This window comes from Streptomyces sp. NA02950, assembly GCF_013364155.1.
Classification (GTDB): Bacteria; Actinomycetota; Actinomycetes; order Streptomycetales; family Streptomycetaceae; genus Streptomyces.
The window spans coordinates 1966738-1985830 of sequence record NZ_CP054916.1 but is presented as its reverse complement, the minus strand read 5'-3'; the positions used below and the strand labels follow the sequence as shown (position 1 = coordinate 1985830).

Genomic DNA, 19093 nt, shown 5'->3' with positions numbered 1-19093 from the left:
CCGGGGCCGAGGGGGAACCGTGTGACCGACCAGCGACTCTCCGCCGAGGAGATCGATACCAGCAGACCGCATCCGGCCCGGGACCCGGCCGGGATCGTCACCGCCCTGACGCGGTCGATGACGTCCGGCAGCCAGCTGGCCATCAGCCATGGCACCACCGGCTTCCACGGCCGCGACCAGGTGGCCGACGAGGTCCACCGGAAGTCCACCGCCCGGCTGAGCCCGCGCCGCCACGACGAGATCCTGCCGTTCTTCGCCGGGGTCGAGCTGCTCGACCCGGGTCTGGTGCGGGTGCCCCGCCGGCGGCCGGACCCGGCGGCGCCGGACCCCGCGAAGCACGGTCCCATCGGCCTCTACGACGGGGTGGGCGGCAGGAGCTGACAGGGTGTGATACGGGGCTTCGGCAGAGGCGCCGGGCGTCGCCGGGCAGACCCCCTCCCTGACCTCTCTGGTGACGTGGTGATGACCGTCTGCGTGGTGACAGGGGCAATCGGCTGAGGAGTTGGCCGGAGCCGGCGGCATCCCGGCAACGGGGGCGGCGCAGGCGTCGGCCTTGTCGGGCCTGGTCCGGAGTTGCCGCAACCCCACCCCCGAGCCGGACGGCACGCACCGCACCTCCTGGCCGCGCGTGCCGCCGCGGGTCGACCGTCCGGGAGGGGGTCGCCTGGACCTTCGGTCCGAACGCGGACAGCTACGCGCCGGAGCGGGAGACCCGGCCGGGGGCCGGAGCCTGAGCCGCGGCCGGGATGTCACAGCTGTCCTTGAAGCCCTGACTGGTCAGGCCGAGCGCCGAGTTGATCCGCGAGCGGAGGTTCTCCACCGCCACCATCGCGGTCAGCTCGACCAGCTGTGCCTCGTCGAGGTTGGTGCGCAGCCGCTCGACGAGGGCGTCGTCCACGGTGGGCGGGTTGGCGGTCATGGCCTCGGCGTACTCCATGACGTCCCGCTCCAGCGCGGTGTAGACGTCGCTCTCCCGCCACATCGGCACATCGTGCAGCTTGCGGTCGTCGATGCCCTGGCCACGGCTGACCCAGTAGCCGAAGTCCATGCACCAGGAGCAGCCGATGGAGGCGGCCGAGGCCATCTCGGCGAGTGCCTTGAGCCCGGGGTCCAGGGTGTTCCACTTGCTCAGCGACTGCTCGAAGCGGGTGTAGGTGAACAGCACCCGCTGGTTGTGGGCGAGCGCCTTGCCCGGGTCGAGGACCTTCCCGTAGGTGCGCTTCGAGTACCACTCCATGACGCGGTAGAAGAGGGTGCGGCGCGGAGTGAGCGAGATACGTGACATGACGGGTGCCTCCGGATGGAGCTGGTGCCGCGGCGGTCGCTGCCGCCCTTCCACCCGTACGACGGAGCACCCGGGGCCGGGTGTGACATGGACGGATGTGTGCCGCGTCACGTCTTCCAGCGTACGCACCGGCGGGTGGCGGAGAGCCGGGAAAACCGGGTGCGCCCGCGGGGGAGTCCGCGCCAGCCTGGAGCACATGGCGTGGACCACGACGGATGACCTCGACACGTTCCGGACCGCGGCGGGCGGCTTTCTGCGGGGGCGCCCGGCCGAGCACACCGTGCTGCTGACGGTGGCCGCCTCGCTGGCGGCGGCGGGCAGCGACCGGTACGGGGAGCTGCCGCCCCGCTACGGCTGGTGGCGGCCGGGACCAGGGACCGAACGGGACGGGGACGGTGACGGGGGCGGGGCCGTCGAGGGGGCGCTCCTGTGCACCCCGCCCTACCCTCCGGTGCTGTCACCGCTGTCGGGCGACGCCGCAAAGGCCCTGGCCCGCGTCCTGGCGGAACGGAACGCACAGGACGGCCCGCCGCCGCCGGTCACCGGGGTGAACGCCGGACGGCGGACCGCCGAGACCTTCGCCGCCGCCTGGGAGCGGCTCACCGGGGCGGCCGCCGAGGTGGACCAGACCCACCGGCTCTACCGGCTGCGCGCCCTGACCCCGCCCGGCCCCGCGCCGCCGGGGAGGGCCAGGGCGGCCGGCGCTGCCGACCGTGCGCTGCTGCTGACCTGGTACGACGGGTTCGCCCGGGACACCGGGGCGCTGAGGGGCGATGTCTCCCGCACGGTGGACGACCGGCTCAGCCACGGTGGGGTCACCCTCTGGGAGGTGGACGGCGCGCCGGTCTCGACCGCGGCGGTCAGCCGCACGGTGGCGGGCATGGTCCGGGTCTCCCATGTCTACACCCCGCCCGAGCTGCGCGGACGCGGTTACGCCGGTGCCGTCACCGCCGCGGTGAGCCGGGCGGCACGGGCCACGGGAGCCGAGGAGGTGCTGCTCTTCACCGATCTGGCCAACCCCACCAGCAACGCCCTGTACCAGCGGCTGGGATACCGGCCGCTGGAGGACCACCTCCAGCTGTCCTTCACGGCGCCCGGAACAACACCACCCGTCGAGTGAGTTGTGTTATTGCCGTACGGCAGCGCAGCAGCGCAGGCCGTGGGGTGATCCGCCGTCCCCTCATCCAGGAGGTCTCGTGACCGGCTCCCGTCCGCACCGTTCCCGGCTCGCCGCCGCCCTGCGCCCCGCCGCCTTCGGGGCGGATCCGGCCGGGGAGCGGATGGAGCGCATCCGCCGCTCGCCGAACTTCGCGAACGGCGTGTTCGTCAACCCGGAGGGCACCCGCACCGCGCCCTCCGGCTCCCTGCTGAAGTTCCTGCCCACGTACTTCCGCAAGGAGGAGCGGATCCGCCGGGCCCCGGCCGGGCCGGTACCGGTGCATCCGACCACCCTCGCCGATCTGGCCGCCCCGCCGGCCTCGGGGCTGAGGCTGACCTGGATGGGGCACTCCACCGTGCTCGCGGAGATCGACGGGCGCCGGGTGCTCTTCGACCCGGTGTGGGGCAGCCGCTGTTCGCCCTTCGCCCAGCTGGGCCCCAAGCGGCTGCACCCGGTGCCGGTACCGCTGCGCGAGCTGGGCCCGGTGGACGCGGTGGTGATCTCCCACGACCACTACGACCACCTCGACATGCCCACCGTCCGGGCGCTGGTGCGGACCGGCACGATGTTCGTCGTACCGCTCGGCGTCGGCGCCCATCTGGAGCACTGGGGTGTGCCGGCCGACCGGATGACCGAGCTGGACTGGCACGAGTCCACCGAGGTGGCGGGGCTGACGCTGACCGCCACCCCCGCCCGCCACTTCTGCGGGCGCGCCCTGCGCACCACCCAGCACACGCTGTGGGCGTCCTGGGTGGTGGCCGGTCCCGAGCACCGCGTCTACCACAGCGGGGACACCGGGTACTTCGCCGGTTTCGCGGAGATCGGCGCGGTGTACGGCCCGTTCGACGCGACCATGATCCAGATCGGGGCGTACAGCGAGTTCTGGCCCAAGAACCACACGGACTATACGCCGTTGCCGGGCGCGTGGCCGGATATTCACATGTCGCCCGCGCAGGGGGTGCAAACCCATCTTGATCTGCAGGGAGGCGGTCCGGGCGGGGTGCTGCTGCCGATCCACTGGGGCACTTTCAACCTGGCCCTGCACGCCTGGGCAGAGCCAGGGGAGTGGACAAAGTACGAGGCCGAGGAAGCCGGGCAGGCAGTGGCGTTCCCCCGTCCCGGTGAGCCGTTCGAACCTGCGGGGAAGCTGCCCTCCGGCCCCTGGTGGCGCGGGGTGTCCCAGTCCATCGCTCACCCCTGGCGTCGGCGGCCCCAGCTGACGCAGGCTCCTGAAGCGCCCCGGCACGATCTCGACCTCGCGGGTGAGCGGTGACGTCGGCCAGGGACGGGCACGGCGAGACGGTGCGGAGGCTGGAGCGTCGTCCGGCTGGTGAACTGGTTCCTTCGCCGGGTGGGATGGGCCAGTCGTAAGGTCCCGCAACCCAGAGACGCCGGGCATGGGCTCTCAGGTGGTTGTCCTCGCTGGTTCCCGAGACCTTCCCGCCCGGTGACGCGCGACGACCCGACCGCTCGGACGTTCGCATGAGTCCCCCGCCCTTGAGCCCTCGGGTGGATCCGAACGCACGAGTCAAGGGTGACAGCCGGTCATGCGGCCAAACCGGTCCCTTGCACGCTGCCAGACTGTGGCAGAGATGGCCCCGGTCGCGCATGCGTGTGAGCGTGGCGGGGCGGTGAGGGGGTGGGCGTGACCGAGTACTGTGCGGCCGATTCCGCCGCTTCGGGTGAGACGGGGCCGGGTCTGAGGGACCACGTCGTCCCGCGCGTACGCGTGGCGGAGGAGGAGCGGAAGGACGGACGGAAGCACGGGGGCGGGCTCGAGGGGGAGCGGAAGGACAGTCGGCCGGTGCGTGCGGCGCCGCGGCATGTGGCCTGCGTGATGGACGGCAACGGCCGCTGGGCGCAGCGACGTTCGCTTCCTCGCACGGCTGGGCACCGGGCTGCTGAGACGACCGTCATCGACGTCATCGAGGCAGCCCGCGCTGCCGGTGTCCAGTGGCTCAGCCTGTATGCCTTCTCCACCGAGAACTGGAACCGCCCTGGGCCCGAGGTCGAATTCCTGATGCGTCTGGTGCGCCGGGTCGTGCGCAAGCACGCGCCGTTGCTGCTGGCCCGTGGCATCCGCTGTCGCTTCCTGGGGGTCGCCGATCCGCGTATCCCCCGCGTACTGACCCGGGACTTCGAGGATCTGACGACGTTGACCGCCGAGAACCGGGGGATGACGCTGACTGTCGCCTTCGACCATGGAGGGCGCCGGGACATCGTCGAGGCCGCGAAGTCGCTGATCCGCGCCGGGACGCCCGCCGACGAGGTGTCCGAGCGGCTCTTCGCGGAGCACCTGCCGTTCCCCGACACCCCCGATGTGGATCTGGTCATCCGCACCTCCGGCGAGCAGCGCATCTCCAATTTCATGCTCTGGCATGTCGCCTACGCCGAGTGGGTCTTCCCCGAGGTGTTCTGGCCGGACTTCCGCGCCCCCGACTTCCTCGCCTGCCTGCAGACCTACCGGCGCCGCGACCGCCGCTTCGGCGGCGTGCCGCCCTGGACCAACGGAGACCCATCATGACGACCGTCACCACGGATGCGGCCGACCAGGCTCCCCTGTTCGGCCCGGATTCGCAGTTCGGCGCCTTCTTCGACGACCCGCGCTGGGCGCTGGCCATGATCCGCGCCACGGTGCTGGAAGCCGCTCACCCGCAGATCGGCGCCGCCCTCGTCGACAACTCCACCTTCGTTGCCCATCCCTGGCGCCGGCTGCGGAACACGTTCTTCAGTATGCGTCGCATGTTCGGCACCGACCCGGTGGTACGTGAACGTGAAGCGGCGCGGCTCAACCGACTGCACGCCCGGATGAGCGGTTCCGACTCCCGCGGCCGCGCCTACGACGCGATGGACCGCGCGACCCGCGCCTGGGTGGTCGCCACTCTCTTCGAGAGCGCGGTCACGATGTGCCGACTGAGCGGCCAGCCGCTCGACCAGGACACGATGGAGCGGATGTACGCCGAGTACCGCACGTTCCTCGCCGCGCTCGACGGCGACGCCGCCGAGCTTCCCCAGGATCTGAACGACTTCTGGCGGTACTTCGACGGCGTCGTCGAGAACGAGTTGGAGAACACCGAGGCGGCACGCGTCATTCTCTACCGGCTCTTCGATCATCTGCCCGCCCCGGCGCTGCTCGACGGCGTACCGACACTGTGGGCGGCCGGCCGGGCAGTCGCCGGTCCGCTCCTCGGCGCGATCACCGTCGCCTCGCTTCCCGAGCCGTACCGGCGCCGAGCCGGGCTGCCGGAGATGCCCGGCGCCTCGACCCTCATGCAGGGCGCCTATCTCACCGCCGGGCTGGCCCGCTTCCTGCCACAGGGCTGGATCAACGCCGAAAGCCTCATCGAAACCCTCTCCCTCTCACCCGACAGCGACGACCCCCGCGCCAGGATGATGTCCGCTCTGGGCTCCCGTATGAAGCGCGCATCGGCTCTCCTCCGTCTCCTCACACCGCTGAGCGGCGACCTTGCCCCCGACGCGGATTCGGCACCTTCGGCGAACACGGGAGGCAGCCGGCGCTCGGCTGTGGAGTTCTTCCGCAAGGTGTTGGACCAGACCGGTGACGGCTACCTCGACTGGCCCGACCTCGCCGCCATGGCACGCGAACTGGCCACCCGACTCGATCTGGCCGAGCCCGAGGAGACTCGGCTCTACGACGCCTTCGCCGCCTGGTGGCGCGAACTTCAGGCCGCCCTCGACACGGACGGTGACGGCCGCGTCAGCGCCGACGAGTACGGCACTGCCGCCCCCTCCCTCGCCGGCCCTGCGCTCATCCGCGTCGCCGAGGTTCTCTTCGATGCCACCGACAAGGACGGCAACGGAGCCATCGACGCGGACGAGTACCGGACGCTTTTCCGTACGGCCTTCCACCGCAACCTGACCACAACCGACGGCACCTACGGCCGCAGCGCCTTCGTGGGCGACTTCCTCTCCTTCATGTCAGGGCGCCGCGCGGGCACCCCGTACGATCCCCTCCTCGCCGACGCCTGACGCATCGGCACCATGAACCAACCGTCCGCAGAAGCGCGGATTTCCGTGATGCCGCAGCTCGCGCAGTCCTTCACGGACAGCGGTGATCGGCTCGTATGAGCCGGCACGCTCGCTCTGGAGACGGGTGCCACGCTGCTGTCCCCTGCCCTGAGATGAGCCGCGGCTGTCCGGGCTGCCACGTGCGGACGCCCACGGCCGGGGGAGCCGTTCGAGCCCGCGGGCCACCTGCCCGCGGCCCCCTGGTGGCGAGCGGCCGCCGCACCCACCGCCCACCCCTGGGACCCACCGAGGCCCGTGCGCACGGCTGTGGCGCCGGCCCGAGGTGATCTCGACCTGGCGGGCGAGCGGTGACGCCGGGCTTCGCCGGCGCCGGGCCGGTGCCCGGTGCATCCCGGTTGCGCCCCGTCACAGGACCTGGGAGACCTTGTAGGCGATGCCGCCTGTGACGAGGTAACCCGACCCCACGCAGACGATGTCGTTGAGCCATGCATAGGGCTCGGCCCCGGTTTCGAAGAGCGGGTTGGTCCGGAAGTAGTAGCGGGCGGGGTCGATCCGGTACCGATGGGCGGGGTCGGCCATGGCGTCGCGCAGCGCGGGCGGGGTGACCCAGCGGCCGGTGTAGGTCATGTGCAGGAGGGCACCGTCGTGGGTGCGCAGTGTCAGACGTACGTCCAAGGTCATCGTCCCCTCGGGACCGAACAGGGCCCAGTCCCCGCCTCCGGGCAGAACGTCGCCGTGCAGCCTGGGGCCATGGAACGTGCCGCCTGCGGACCCGAAGAAGACACGTCGGCCGAACGGGCCGCTGCCGATGGGAAGCTGGGGGTTCAGGTCGACGACCATGTCGAAGAGGTGCGCTGTTCGGATGTCGCCCACGGACTTCACGCGCGGGTCCGCTGTCATGCCGCACCGCCTCCCGTGACGGCGGGAAACAGCCTGCGCCGGACTGCGTCCGTCGAGACGCCTGACTGGTCGCACAGAGTCGCCAGGTCGAAGAAGAACCGTTCGCCTGCGATGAGGCCGTCCTTGAAGGCGAACTGGATGAACACGGGTATCTCGGCGCGTCTGCCGTTGGGCAGCACCCCGAACCGGTCGCCCGTCATGGTCAGCCGTGCCGTTCCCCAGCACACGAGCGTGTCGTCGTTGCCGACATGCCCCCGCAGGTCGACCTCGTAGTCCGGGAACGAGGCGAAGAACCGCTTCAGCACCTTCTCGTTCTCCGCCAGCCCCCGAGCGGTCGTACCGAACGCGGGCGTCTCCAGCACGATGTCGGAGTGGAATAGCCGGAGCGCGGCGGGGACGTCCCCCCGGCTCTTGGCGTCGGCCAGAGCGTGGGCCAACTCGAACATCCCTCGGTCGTTCACAGTGACCTCCTTCGTGAGTAAACTAAACGTACGGTCGGTCGTACGGTTAGTGCAAGAGAGGGAACCGATGAACGAGCATGCAGCGCGTCGGGGTCGGGAAGCCGCTGTCTCCGCACCCGAAGCGGCGGACGAGGCCATGGCGGACCAGCGCCTCGTCCGCGGTGCCAGGGCCCGGCGCAGAATCGCGCGCCACGCCGTCGACATCGCCTCGCTGGAGGGGCTCGACGGCCTCAGCATCGGCCGCCTGGCCGCTGACCTGGGGCTGAGCAAGAGTGGCATTCAGACGCTCTTCAAGACCAAGGAGAACGTGCAACTCGCTGCCGCCGAGTCGGCGCGCGAGGCGTTCGTCGAAGCGGTCATCCGCCCCGCGCAGGTCGCACCACCGGGCGCCGCCCGACTGCGCGCGCTGACCGAGCGCTGGATCTCCTACGCCGAGACACCGCTGTTCGCCGGCGGCTGCTTCTGGGCGGCCAACCTCCCCGGCTTCGACAGCCGCCCCGGGAGGATCCGGGACGTGCTGCTGCTCCACCGCCGCACGTGGCTCGCCCTCCTCTCCGGGGAACTGCGCCACGCCGTCGACACCGCGGAGATCGCCGAGCTGGACCCGGAACTCACGGCCTTTCAGGTGGACGCGGTGCTCACCGCCGTGAACACCGCGCTGCGCCTGGGCGACCCCGACGCCGTGTCCAAGGCCCGCCGCGTCGTCGACGGTTTCCTCACGCCGCGGCGCTGACGGCCGCGTCCCTTTCCGGCCAAGTGTGCGACCTTCCTTGTGAAGTTGCCCAAAGCCTTGTGGTGGGCGTGGCGCGCTCGCTTGAATAGTTAGGAAAGGCTCCTAACGGATCGCGAGGGCGCCGAGTACCTGTATGCCCTCATGCGCTCCCGCGCACTTCCCCACAGTCGGCAACGAACGGAGTCCCCATGTCCAAGAGGATCGCCCTCACGGCAGTAGCCGTGGCGGTACCGGCCGCGCTCGTCGTCACCGGTATCGGTGTCGGACAGGCGTCCGAGCACCAGTCGGGCCCGCCGGGCGCCCGCGTCCCGCACGCGGCGCACAAGGCCACCACGGCGGCGGCCGGTCTGGACGATCCGGCCAAGAAGGAGATCGCCATGAAGCTGGTCTCCAGCGCCGAGAACTCCTCACTGGACTGGCGCGCCCAGTTCGGGTACATCGAGGACATCGGCGACGGCCGCGGCTACACGGGCGGGCTCATCGGCTTCTGTTCCGGCACCGGCGACATGCTGGACCTCGTCGAGTACTACACCCAGCGGAAGCCGGGCAACGTCCTGGCCAAGTACCTCCCCGCGCTGCGCGAGGTCAACGGCAGCGACTCGCACGACGGCCTCGACCCCGGCTTCACCAAGGACTGGAAGAAGGCCGCCGCGGACAAGGCGTTCCAGGACGCCCAGGAACACGAGCGCGACCGCGTCTACTTCAACCCGTCGGTCAAGCGGGGCAAGGACGACGGCGTCGGCGCGCTCGGCCAGTTCATCTACTACGACGCGATCGTGATGCACGGCCCCGGCGATGGCACCTACAGCTTCGGCGGCATCCGCAAGACCGCGATGCGGAAGGCCAAGACCCCGGCGCAGGGCGGTGATGAGGCCACCTATCTCCACGCCTTCCTCGACGCCCGCAAGAAGGCCATGCAGACCGAGGAGGCCCACAGCGACACCAGCCGGGTCGACACCGAGCAGCGGAAGTTCCTCAACGAGAAGAACTTCGATCTGAGCCCGCCGCTGAAGTGGAAGGTCTACGGCGACCCCTACGAGATCAACTCCTAGCCGCACGGCCCCCCTTGACGGGGGGCCACCGCGATGCGGGCCTTCCCCGGGCGGCGCCCGGGGTCAGCGGGCCGCCGCCACCAGTGCCTGCATGACCCGCAGATCGTCGCCCGCCTCCGGATGCCACTGCACCCCCAGCACGAACCGGTCGGCCTCGGGCAGTTCGAGGGCTTCGACCAGCCCGTCGTCCGCCGCGTACGCCGAGGCCACCAGCCCCTTGCCCAGCTGGTCCACCGCCTGGTGGTGGAAGGTGGGCACCGAGAGCGGATCCGGCAGCACCTCGCCGAGCAGTGTCCCGGGCACCGGCTGCACCAGGTGGCGTTCGAAGACCCCGGGCGCTCCGGCGTGACCGTCCAGGTGCTGGATCAGCGTACCGCCCAGCGCCACGTTCAGCAGCTGGTGCCCCCGGCAGATGCCGAGCAGGGGGGTGTCCCCGGACAGCGCGGCCTCGATCAGCGCCAGCTCCCAGGCGTCGCGCTCCCGGGAGGGCGGGCCGGTGCGCTCATGGGGCTCGGCCCCGTAGTGGACGGGCTCCACATCCGGCCCGCCGGAGATCACGAGGCCGTCGAGGCGGGAGACGACCCGGGCGGCCGCCTCCGGGTCCTCGTCGGGCGGCAGCATCGCGGCCAGCCCGCCCGCCTGCTGCACCAGCCGGTGGTAGCCGACGGGCAGCAGCGCGGCCGGGAGGTCCCACACACCCCAGCGGGCCGAGGACTCCAGATAGGTGCTGATGCCGATCAGGGGCTTGGACAACGGGGACAACCTCTTTCTCTCGTCGTCTTTCTCTCGTCGTGTTTCGCTCGGTCGTGTCCGCTCAGTCGCGGGACAGTTCGGCCTCGGCCTCCGCCAGCGCGGCGAACTCCTCCTCGGGAGCCGCCGCCACCAGACGGTGACGGCTGTAGAAGGCGAAGTAGGCGAGGGCCACCGCGTACACACCGAGTGCGATGAACGCCGCGTCCTTGTCCACCAGGAAGGTGGCCACCAGCGCCGAGCAGGCCAGCAGGAAGGCGATGGACGACGTCACCGTGCCGCCCGGGGTGCGATAGGGCCGCTCGAGATGGGGCTCGCGGCGCCGCAGCACGATGTGCGAGAGCGACATCAGGGCGTACGAGATGGTGGCGCCGAAAACCGCGACATTGAGCATCCGGGCGCCGTCGCCGGACCAGGCGGCCAGGGTGAACCCGATGGCGCCCGGGACCAGCAGCCCCAGGTAGGGGGCCTTGCGGCGGCTGGTCAGGGAGAGGAAGCGGGGCAGGTACCCGGCGCGGGAGAGGGCGAACAGCTGCCGCGACCCGGCGAAGATCAGGGAGAAGAAGGAGGCCACCAGACCGGCGAGCCCGGCGTAGTTGACGATGCGGGAGAGCACGGTGGCCTTGCCGTCCGGCTGGAGCGCCTCGACCAGCGGGTTGCCCGCGCCCTGCACCGCGCCGGAGCCGCGGGCGCCGGTGGCGGCGAGGAAGGTCACCAGGGCGAGCAGCAGCAGGATGCCCATGGACCAGGCCATGGCCTTCGGCAGGGTACGGGCCGGGTCGCGGGTCTCCTCGGCCGCCAGCGGCACCCCTTCCACTCCCAGGAAGAACCACATGCCGAAGGGGAACGCCGACCAGATGCCGAGCAGCCCGAACGGCAGCCAGGAGCTTGCACCGACGGCGGAGTGGTCGACCGTGATGTCGTTGAGCGAGCTGGAGTCGAAGTCCGTGAAGGCGGCCACGGCGAAGATCAGCAGCGCGGCGACGGCTATCGCGGTCACGATCAGGCTGAAGCGCAGCGCCTCGCCCACACCCCACAGGTGGATGCCGATGAAGATGACGAAACAGGCCAGATAGACCGGCCAGCCCGACTCCAGACCGAACAGGCCCAGTGACTCGACGTAGTCACCGATGAAGATGGAGATCGCGGCGGGGGCCAGGACGTATTCGATGAGGATCGCCGTACCGGTGAGAAAGCCGCCCCAGGGGCCGAGGGCGCGCCGGGCGAAGCCGTAGCCGCCGCCCGCCGTGGGAAGGATCGCCGCCAGCTCGGCCAGGGCGAACACCATGCAGGTGTACATCAGGCCCATCAGCACCGCGGCGATGGCCAGACCACCGAAGCCGCCCTCGGCCAGGCCGAAGTTCCAGCCGGAGAAGTCGCCGGAGACGACATAGGCGACCCCGAGGCCGGTCAGCAGCAGCGGACCCGCGCTGCCGCGCCGCAGCGTGCGGCGCTCCAGATAGCTGTCCTCGGGGGATGCCGGGCCACCTGGCGGTGCGGCGCTGAGGGAGGTACGGGCGGAGTCTGTTCCGTCGGCCATGGGGTGCTCCTGCTCCACACGAAGGGGTGGCAAAGGTGTGGGGCCATACCTTTGTCTCCCGTGGGGCGATGCGCAAGCCCTCTGCGTAAAAGGATCGTTACGAGGGTCCCTGCCAAGCTCCCCGGGAAGGGGTCCTGGAGGGCCGTGGACCCTGGCCGCTACACAAGAAATCCGCGCAGCAGCGCCGCCGTGCCCTCGCAGTGCTCGCGCATCACCTCGCGCGCGCCCTCCGCGTCCCCGTCGAGCACCGCCTCGACCAGCGAGGTGTGCTGGGCCTGCGAGTGTTCCAGATTGCGCACCAGGAGCGGAATGCAGTCCAGCAGATCGTTCACCGACGCCCGGACGGCCGCGTACTGGGCGGCCAGCGTCGGGGAGCCCGCCAGCTCCGCGAGGGTCAGGTGCAGCATCGTGTCGAGCCGCCGGTAGTCCGCGAGCGGGGCGTCGCGCGTGGCGTCCAGAGCCGCCCGCAACCGCGTGACCTGGGCGTCATCGAGTCCGTGCGCGGCGCACAGCCCGGCCGCGCCCACCTCCAGGACCTCCCGGAACCGCAGGGTGTCCTCCAGGTCCACCGCCTCGACCCGGCGTCGCAGCTCGTCCTCGCCGCCCGTGGCGGGCTCGGGGCGCGCGCGGACGAAGGTGCCGCCGTACCGGCCGCGGCGGCTCTCCACCAGCCCTTGGTCCTGGAGCACCTTGAGTACTTCGCGCAGGGTCACCCGGCTGATCCGCAGCCGGTCGGCCAGCTCCCGTTCGGCCGGCAGCCGCCCGCCGTCCGGGACCAGCCCCAGCCGGACCACCTGGAGTATCTGCTCGAGCGCCTCCTCGAAGCCGTTCCCGGCGCGTACCGGCCGCAGTACCGGCGCCAGCCGGTCGCCGATCCGGTCGCCCGACGTGACCTCGACGCCCCCGCTCTGGCTGTCGCTCATCGAACCTTCCGCACCTACTTCCCAATCAATGGTCTGTGGTATTACCTTATGGCCTTCCGGCGCTGCAATCTTCGCAGGAGGACCACCGTGGCAGACCGCAAGTCCCCGCTCTCGGTCGACGAACTGACCAGACTCGTGAACGCCGGGGAGATCGACACCGTCGTCCTGGCCTTCACCGATATGCAGGGAAGGTTGCAGGGCAAGCGGTTCGCCGCCCGCTTCTTCCTCGACGACGTCCTCGACCACGGCACCGAGGGCTGCAACTACCTTCTCGCCGTCGACACCGATATGAACACCGTCGACGGCTTCGCGATGTCCTCCTGGGAGCGCGGCTACGGCGACTTCGCCATGCACGGCGATCACGCCACCCTGCGCCGCACTCCCTGGAACCCCGGCACCGCACTGATGATCGCCGACCTCGGCTGGCACGACGGCTCACCCGTCGTGGCCTCCCCGCGCCAGATACTGCGGCGGCAGCTGGACCGGCTCGCCGAGCGCGGCTGGACCGCCTACGCGGGCACCGAGCTGGAGTTCATGGTCTTCAAGGACAGCTACGAACAGGCGTGGAACTCCGGCTACCGCGGACTCACCCCCGCCAACCAGTACAACGTCGACTACTCCGTCCTCGGCACCGGCCGGGTCGAGCCCCTGCTGCGCCGCATCCGCAACGAGATGGGCGCGGCCGGGATGACCGTCGAGTCGGCCAAGGGCGAGTGCAACTTCGGCCAGCACGAGATCGCCTTCCGCTACGACGACGCGCTGACCACCTGTGATCAGCACACCATCTACAAGACGGGCGCCAAGGAGATCGCCGCGCAGCAGGGCAACGCGCTCACCTTCATGGCCAAGTGGGACGAGCGCGAGGGCAACTCCTGCCATATCCACCTCTCGCTGCGCGACGAGTCCGGAGCGCCGGTGCTCGCCGACGACGCGGGCGAGTACGGCATGTCCAAGACCATGCGCCACTTCCTGGCCGGGCAGATGGCCGCCATGCGGGACTTCACCCTGCTCTACGCCCCCAACATCAACTCCTACAAGCGGTTCCGGCCCGGTTCGTTCGCGCCCACCGCCGTCGCGTGGGGCCCGGACAACCGCACCTGCGCCCTGCGGGTCATCGGCCATGGTCACGCCCACCGGCTGGAGAACCGCCTCCCGGGCGGCGATGTCAATCCGTACCTCGCCGTCGCCGGAATGGTGGCGGCCGGACTCCATGGCATCGAGAACGAGCTGGAGCTGCCCGAGGTCTGTACCGGCAACGCCTACAACGGCGACGCCGAGCACGTCCCCACCACGCTGCGCGACGCCGCCGAGCTGTGGCGGGCCAGCCCCATCGCCCGGGCCGCCTTCGGCGACGAGGTGGTCGAGCACTACCTCAACATGGCCCGCGTCGAACTGGACGCCTACGACACCGCCGTCACGGACTGGGAGCGGTTCCGGTCCTTCGAGCGCATGTGAGGAACCATCAGGTGACCAACGAGCACCCCCACGAGCACCACGTACTCAACCCGGCGACCGAGGAGGTCATCGCCACCGTCCCGGCGGCCTCCGCCGCCGATGTGGACGCCGCCGTGGCCCGGGCCGGCGCGGCCCAGCGCGGCTGGGCCGCCCTGGCGCCCGCCGACCGCGCCCGTCTGCTGCGCCGCTTCGCCGCCGCCGTCGACGACCACATCGACGAACTGGCCGCGCTGGAGGTCCGCGAGGCGGGCCATCCGATCGGCAACGCCCGCTGGGAGGCGGGCAATGTGCGCGATCTGCTGGACTACGCGGCCGGCGGGGTGGAGCGGCTGACCGGCGGCCAGATCCCGGTCGCCGGTGGTCTGAACCTCACCTTCCATGAGCCGCTCGGCGTGGTCGCCGTGATCGCGCCGTGGAACTTCCCCATGCCGATCGCCGCGTGGGGCACCGCGCCCGCGCTCGCCGCGGGCAACGCCGTCCTGCTCAAGCCCGCCGAGACCACCCCGCTCACCGCCCTGCGGCTGGCCGAACTCGCCCTGGAGGCCGGGCTTCCCGAGGGTCTTTTCCAGGTGCTGCCCGGCGCCGGACCGGTGGCGGGCACCGCGCTGGTCGAGCACCCCGGCGTGGCCAAGGTCGTGTTCACCGGGTCGACGGCCGTCGGCAAGGAGATCATGGCCAGGTGCGCGGCGGGTGTGAAGCGGGTGACGCTCGAACTCGGCGGCAAGAGCCCCAACATCGTCTTCGCCGACGGCGACATCGAACTGGCCGCCCGCTCGGCCCCGGGGTCGTTCCTCGACAACACCGGACAGGACTGCTGCGCCCGCAGCCGCATCCTGGTCCAGCGGAGCGTCTACGACCGGTTCATGGAGCTGCTGGAACCCGCCGTGACCTCGTATCCGGTCGGCGACCCGGCCGACCCCGCCACCGCCATGGGCCCGCTGATCTCGGCCGCCCAGCGGGAGCGGGTGCGGTCCTACGTCCCCGAGGACGCGCCCGCCGCGATCCGCGGTGAGGCACCGCGGGGCAAGGGGTTCTGGTATCCGGCCACCGTCCTGGAGGCCACCGGACCGGACGACCGCACCGCGGTCGAGGAGATCTTCGGTCCGGTGGCCGTGGTGCTCCCCTTCGAGGACGAGGCCGACGCCGTGCGGCTGGCCAACGCCACCGACTACGGCCTGTCCGGCTCGATCTGGACCCGTGACGTCGGCCGCGCGGTGCGGGTCTCGCGTGCCGTCGCCGCCGGGAACCTCTCCGTCAACTCGCACAGCAGCGTGCGCTACTCGACCCCCTTCGGCGGCTACAAGCAGTCCGGCCTCGGCCGGGAGCTGGGCCCCGACGCCCTGACCGCCTTCACCGAGACCAAGAACGTCTTCATCAGCACCGAGGAGCAGTGACGTGACCGAGACCCCCGTGTGCCGCCGTCTGGTCGGCCGAACCGCCGTCGTCACCGGAGCGGGCAGCGGTATCGGCCTGGCCACCGCGCGCCGCTTCGCCTCCGAGGGCGCCAACGTCGTCTGCGCCGACATCGACGAGTCCGCGGGCAAGGCCGCGGCCGACGAGGTCGGCGGGCTCTACGTCCGGGTGGACGTGACCGATCCCGAGGAGGTGGAGGCGCTGTTCAAGGCCGCGTACGACACCTACGGTTCGGTCGACGTCGCCTTCAACAACGCGGGCATCTCGCCCCCCGACGACGACTCGATCCTGACCACCGGCCTGGACGCCTGGAAGCGGGTCCAGGAGGTCAACCTGACCTCCGTCTACCTGTGCTGCAAGGCCGCGCTGCCGTACATGCGGCGGCAGGGCAAGGGCTCCATCATCAACACGGCCTCCTTCGTGGCCGTGATGGGCGCGGCGACCTCGCAGATCAGCTACACCGCGTCCAAGGGCGGGGTGCTGGCCATGTCCCGCGAGCTGGGTGTGCAGTTCGCCCGTGAGGGCATCCGGGTCAACGCCCTGTGCCCGGGGCCGGTCAACACCCCGCTGCTGAAGGAGCTGTTCGCCAAGGACCCGGAGCGGGCCGCGCGCCGTCTGGTGCACGTCCCGGTGGGCCGGTTCGCCGAACCGGAGGAGATGGCCGCCGCCGTGGCCTTCCTCGCCAGCGACGACTCGTCGTTCGTCAACGCGGCCGAATTCCTGGTGGACGGAGGTATCGCGGGCGCGTATGTCACGCCGCTGTGACGGACGGGCTCGCCGGGGCGGACGAGCCCGGTGTACGGCCACCGACCCGTGGCCATAAGGTGACGGCGTGACCACGAACACACCCCCCGGCTGGTATCCCGACCCAGGTGACACAGGCAACGGCCCAGGCGTGGAGCGCTGGTGGAACGGCTCCACGTGGACCGAGTACACCCGTGACGCCTCGGGGGCGCCGGGTATGCCCGGCATGCCCTACGGCGCGCCCACGATGCCCGGTGATGTCCCCGGACAGCCGGGCGGTCAGGGACGCGGGCGCGGGCCGAAGATCGCCGCGCTCGCGGCGGCCGTGGGGGTCGTGGTCGCCGCGATCATCGGTGGCATCGTGCTGCTGGGCGGGGGCGGCGACGGCAAGGACAAGGCCGGGCCGTCCCCCAGCGTCTCCGGCTCGGCGGACGGCGACGGCGGGAGCGGCGGCGGCGGTCCGTCGGAGCCGCCCACCGGCGCCCCCACCGGTACCCCCGGCTTCGACCCGGACATCGCGCCCGATCCGGTCAACGGCATCAGCCTGCCGGTGCTCTCCGGGTGGCAGGCGGGCCGCAGCAGCTCCGGCGGTGCCGGAATCACCACCTCCCGCTACCCCTGCCCCAACGACCCGTCCACCGAGTGCGTGCGCGGCGGCGCCTTCTCCCGGACCGCCAGCGGCTACAAGGCGGACACCGCCAAGGGCATAGCCAAGGAGGACATCGCGCAGAACGCCGAGGACTCCTACGGCAAGGACGAGGAGAGCGACCGCAGGGCGTACGGCGGGATCACCTCCCACAAGCAGCTCAAGTCCGAGGCGGTCGAGGTCGCGGGCGGCAAGGGCTATCTGGTCCGCTGGAAGGTGGCCACCAAGAAGGGCGACGACGGCTATGTCCAGTCGGTCGTCTTCCCCTCGCCCACCGTCCCCGACACGATGGTCGTGGTGCGCTTCGGCTTCGACGTGAGCGACAAGGCGCCGCCGCTCGGCGACATGGACAGGATCCTCAAGGGCATCAGGGCGCTGGCGGGCGACGGCCAGTCCATCTGAGCCACCCCGACCCGGACGGGACCTCGTGCCGTGTCAGCCGAGGTTCGGCCCGCTCGCCGCCCCGGCATGCTCCCCCAGCTACCGCTGGGAGGTGCCCCTCTCGCTGCGTTGGCCGAAAGTCCGAGCAGGCCCACTGCGAGGGCTTCCCCGCCGCCTTGTGATCGCACGCACCAGGACGCCTCGCCACCGGGCGAACCTTGGCTGACGCGGCACTACAGGAACGTCCGGCCCTCGCCCCGGTACGTCGGCACGGAGGCCACCACCCGGTCCCCGTCCTCCGCGTCGATGAGATGGAGCACCGCGAAGCGCTCGCACAGTTCCCCGGCCTTGGCGTGCCGGAACCACACCTTGTCGCCGATCAGCAGATCGTCGGCGGCCGTGCCCAGCAGCGGGGTCTGCACCTCGCCCGGCCCCTCCCGCGGGTCGTACACCAGCCCCTCCGGCAGGTACGGCACCGGCAGCCGGTCCGCTCCGGCCGCTCCCGACGCCGGATAGCCGCCGCCCAGCACCGTCACCACACCCACAGCCGGGCGGCGCACCACCGGCTGGGCGAAGAGGGCCGCCGGACGGCCGCGGAAGGAGGTGTAGTGGTCGAACAGCCGCGGCTGGTAGAGCCCGGACCCGGCGGCGATCTCCGTCACCGCCTCTTCGGCCGCGGTGTGCTGCACACTGCCCGTACCGCCGCCGTTGACGAACTCCAGGTCCGCCACCGCGCGCACCGCCCGGACCGCCGCGGCCCGGCGCTCGGCCAGCTCCCGGCGGGCGGTGGTCTGCATCAGCCGGATCATCCGGGAGCGCAGCGGATGCCCCGGCACCGCGTCGCCCACCCCCGCCACATGCCCCTCGTACGCCATCAGCCCGACCACCCGGAAGCCGGGGCGGCGCTGGACCGCCCGCGCCAGCTCGGCCACGTGAACGGGCTCGCGCAGCGGTGAGCGCCGTGCGCCCACCCGCACCCGGCCGCCCAGCAGTCGGAGCGAGGTGTCCAACTCCAGACAGACCCGGACCTCTTCGGTCCCCGCGCGAACGCTCTCGATCAGATCGAGCTGACCGGTGCTGTCCACCATCACCGTGACCGCCCTCGCCAGCTTGGGATCGCTGGTCAGCGTGGCGAACCCGTCCCGGTCGGTGGAGGGGTAGGCGAGCAGGACGTCGTCGAAGCCCTCGCGCGCCAGCCACAGGGACTCCGCGAGCGTGAAGCTCATGATCCCCGCGAAACCGTCCCGCGCCAGCACCCGTTCCAGCAGCGCCCGGCACCGCACCGACTTGCTGGCCACCCGGATCGGCTTGCCGCCCGCCCGGCGCACCAGATCCCGGGCGTTGCGGTCGAACGCCCCCAGATCGACCACGGCCAGAGGCGCTTCGAGATGGGCGGTGGCCCGGTCGTACCGGGCCCGGGCGGCGGCGGACGACGCGGACGACGCAGACGACGCAGACGGCATGGACGCAGCTTGCCAGACCGCTGTTACCACTGGGTAGAGGGCAGCGGTGCGCGGGGCCCCTGGTGCACCGTAGAGTGTCGCCGCACGCCACGACCGGCAGGTCAGGGGCGTGATGTCCGTATACGGGCCTGCCTGTCCGAAAGGCGGTGGGGTGGCGCGGCGAACCGGACGGAGTCAGGTGAACCAGGTCCTGAAGCG

General features: G+C 71.3%; 18 protein-coding genes and 2 pseudogenes. 13 read left to right on the top strand and 7 right to left on the bottom strand.

Translation table 11 applies throughout. The features are described from left to right. Positions 1 to 21: 21 nt before the first annotated feature. Entirely contained in the window at positions 22 to 381 is a 360-nt protein-coding gene (locus tag HUT19_RS08260) for an SAM-dependent methyltransferase (protein ID WP_176179826.1), read from the top strand. A 199-nt stretch (positions 382 to 580) separates the two neighbouring features. Beyond that, positions 581 to 734, top strand: a pseudogene (locus HUT19_RS44205) (DUF6745 domain-containing protein); the annotation flags it as partial. Here the strand turns inward: HUT19_RS44205 and HUT19_RS08255 are convergent. Next, positions 692 to 1285: a carboxymuconolactone decarboxylase family protein gene (locus tag HUT19_RS08255; protein ID WP_176179825.1), complete on the bottom strand. Its 594-nt coding sequence runs from the start codon at positions 1283 to 1285 to the stop codon at positions 692 to 694. The pseudogene HUT19_RS44205 and the gene HUT19_RS08255 overlap by 43 nt on opposite strands. A gap of 196 nt (positions 1286 to 1481) precedes the next feature. Here HUT19_RS08255 and HUT19_RS08250 point away from each other — a divergent pair, with 196 nt between their 5' ends. The 5 genes and pseudogenes from HUT19_RS08250 to HUT19_RS42860 form a co-directional block, all read left to right on the top strand. Continuing rightward, a complete protein-coding gene (locus HUT19_RS08250; RefSeq protein WP_176179824.1) occupies positions 1482 to 2405 on the top strand; it encodes a GNAT family N-acetyltransferase in 924 nt (307 codons plus the stop codon). A 160-nt stretch (positions 2406 to 2565) separates the two neighbouring features. Further along, a complete protein-coding gene (locus HUT19_RS08245; protein ID WP_176186638.1) occupies positions 2566 to 3717 on the top strand; it encodes an MBL fold metallo-hydrolase in 1152 nt (383 codons plus the stop codon). Positions 3718 to 4248: 531 nt separating this feature from the next. Then, the gene (gene uppS / locus HUT19_RS08240; RefSeq protein ID WP_176186636.1) at positions 4249 to 4968 is read left to right on the top strand and encodes a polyprenyl diphosphate synthase; all 720 of its coding nucleotides are present in this window, start codon (positions 4249 to 4251) and stop codon (positions 4966 to 4968) included. Continuing rightward, entirely contained in the window at positions 4965 to 6434 is a 1470-nt protein-coding gene (locus HUT19_RS08235) for an oxygenase MpaB family protein (protein ID WP_176179823.1), read from the top strand. The genes uppS and HUT19_RS08235 overlap by 4 nt, the downstream gene beginning before the upstream one ends. Positions 6435 to 6623: 189 nt before the next feature. Then, positions 6624 to 6785 (top strand): annotated as a pseudogene (locus HUT19_RS42860) (MBL fold metallo-hydrolase); the annotation flags it as partial. A gap of 54 nt (positions 6786 to 6839) precedes the next feature. Here HUT19_RS42860 and HUT19_RS08230 read toward each other — a convergent pair. Both HUT19_RS08230 and HUT19_RS08225 read right to left on the bottom strand, forming a co-directional pair. Continuing rightward, a complete protein-coding gene (locus tag HUT19_RS08230) occupies positions 6840 to 7334 on the bottom strand; it encodes a DUF3237 domain-containing protein (protein WP_176179822.1) in 495 nt (164 codons plus the stop codon). Next, the gene (locus HUT19_RS08225) at positions 7331 to 7795 is read right to left on the bottom strand and encodes an ester cyclase (protein ID WP_217712249.1); all 465 of its coding nucleotides are present in this window, start codon (positions 7793 to 7795) and stop codon (positions 7331 to 7333) included. The genes HUT19_RS08230 and HUT19_RS08225 overlap by 4 nt, the downstream gene beginning before the upstream one ends. Before the next feature lie 136 nt (positions 7796 to 7931). On the opposite strand from HUT19_RS08225, the gene HUT19_RS08220 reads away from it, so the two are divergent. Both HUT19_RS08220 and HUT19_RS08215 read left to right on the top strand, forming a co-directional pair. After that, entirely contained in the window at positions 7932 to 8528 is a 597-nt protein-coding gene (locus tag HUT19_RS08220) for a TetR/AcrR family transcriptional regulator (RefSeq protein WP_176186632.1), read from the top strand. Between the two features lie 188 nt (positions 8529 to 8716). Continuing rightward, positions 8717 to 9580, top strand: coding sequence for a chitosanase (locus HUT19_RS08215; RefSeq protein ID WP_176179821.1), 864 nt, complete (start codon positions 8717 to 8719; stop codon positions 9578 to 9580). Positions 9581 to 9643: 63 nt separating this feature from the next. Here HUT19_RS08215 and HUT19_RS08210 read toward each other — a convergent pair whose 3' ends face one another. The 3 genes from HUT19_RS08210 to HUT19_RS08200 form a co-directional block, all read right to left on the bottom strand. Beyond that, positions 9644 to 10333 (bottom strand): gamma-glutamyl-gamma-aminobutyrate hydrolase family protein, encoded by a 690-nt coding sequence (locus tag HUT19_RS08210; RefSeq protein ID WP_176179820.1) that lies wholly within the window; start codon positions 10331 to 10333, stop codon positions 9644 to 9646. A 61-nt stretch (positions 10334 to 10394) separates the two neighbouring features. Next, positions 10395 to 11870, bottom strand: a complete 1476-nt coding sequence (eat, locus tag HUT19_RS08205; protein ID WP_176179819.1) for an ethanolamine permease — start codon at positions 11868 to 11870, stop codon at positions 10395 to 10397. A gap of 158 nt (positions 11871 to 12028) precedes the next feature. Further along, positions 12029 to 12793 (bottom strand): FadR/GntR family transcriptional regulator, encoded by a 765-nt coding sequence (locus HUT19_RS08200; protein ID WP_176179818.1) that lies wholly within the window; start codon positions 12791 to 12793, stop codon positions 12029 to 12031. A gap of 87 nt (positions 12794 to 12880) precedes the next feature. Between HUT19_RS08200 and HUT19_RS08195 the strand changes: the two genes are divergently transcribed. The 4 genes from HUT19_RS08195 to HUT19_RS08180 all read left to right on the top strand — a co-directional run bounded on the left by HUT19_RS08195 (position 12881) and on the right by HUT19_RS08180 (position 17453). Further along, complete coding sequence (locus tag HUT19_RS08195; RefSeq protein WP_176179817.1) at positions 12881 to 14248, top strand: glutamine synthetase family protein; 1368 nt, start codon at positions 12881 to 12883, stop codon at positions 14246 to 14248. A gap of 11 nt (positions 14249 to 14259) precedes the next feature. After that, complete coding sequence (locus HUT19_RS08190; RefSeq protein ID WP_176179816.1) at positions 14260 to 15642, top strand: aldehyde dehydrogenase; 1383 nt, start codon at positions 14260 to 14262, stop codon at positions 15640 to 15642. 1 nt (position 15643) lies between these two features. Next, positions 15644 to 16426 (top strand): 3-oxoacyl-ACP reductase, encoded by a 783-nt coding sequence (locus HUT19_RS08185; protein WP_176179815.1) that lies wholly within the window; start codon positions 15644 to 15646, stop codon positions 16424 to 16426. Between the two features lie 67 nt (positions 16427 to 16493). Then, entirely contained in the window at positions 16494 to 17453 is a 960-nt protein-coding gene (locus HUT19_RS08180) for a DUF2510 domain-containing protein (protein ID WP_176179814.1), read from the top strand. Positions 17454 to 17665: 212 nt separating this feature from the next. Here the strand turns inward: HUT19_RS08180 and HUT19_RS08175 are convergent, their stop codons facing one another. Beyond that, positions 17666 to 18895: an amino acid deaminase/aldolase gene (locus HUT19_RS08175; RefSeq protein ID WP_176179813.1), complete on the bottom strand. Its 1230-nt coding sequence runs from the start codon at positions 18893 to 18895 to the stop codon at positions 17666 to 17668. Positions 18896 to 19093 lie beyond the last annotated feature (198 nt).

Coding starts and splice junctions, on each gene's coding strand:
- HUT19_RS08215 (WP_176179821.1), top strand. CDS start 8,717: ATGTCCAAGAGGATCGCCCTCACGGCAGTAGCCGTGGCGGTACCGGCC.
- HUT19_RS08175 (WP_176179813.1), bottom strand. CDS start 18,895: ATGCCGTCTGCGTCGTCTGCGTCGTCCGCGTCGTCCGCCGCCGCCCGG.
- eat (WP_176179819.1), bottom strand. CDS start 11,870: ATGGCCGACGGAACAGACTCCGCCCGTACCTCCCTCAGCGCCGCACCG.
- HUT19_RS08200 (WP_176179818.1), bottom strand. CDS start 12,793: ATGAGCGACAGCCAGAGCGGGGGCGTCGAGGTCACGTCGGGCGACCGG.
- HUT19_RS08220 (WP_176186632.1), top strand. CDS start 7,932: ATGGCGGACCAGCGCCTCGTCCGCGGTGCCAGGGCCCGGCGCAGAATC.
- HUT19_RS08245 (WP_176186638.1), top strand. CDS start 2,566: ATGGAGCGCATCCGCCGCTCGCCGAACTTCGCGAACGGCGTGTTCGTC.
- HUT19_RS08255 (WP_176179825.1), bottom strand. CDS start 1,285: ATGTCACGTATCTCGCTCACTCCGCGCCGCACCCTCTTCTACCGCGTC.
- HUT19_RS08230 (WP_176179822.1), bottom strand. CDS start 7,334: ATGACAGCGGACCCGCGCGTGAAGTCCGTGGGCGACATCCGAACAGCG.
- HUT19_RS08250 (WP_176179824.1), top strand. CDS start 1,482: ATGGCGTGGACCACGACGGATGACCTCGACACGTTCCGGACCGCGGCG.
- HUT19_RS08235 (WP_176179823.1), top strand. CDS start 4,965: ATGACGACCGTCACCACGGATGCGGCCGACCAGGCTCCCCTGTTCGGC.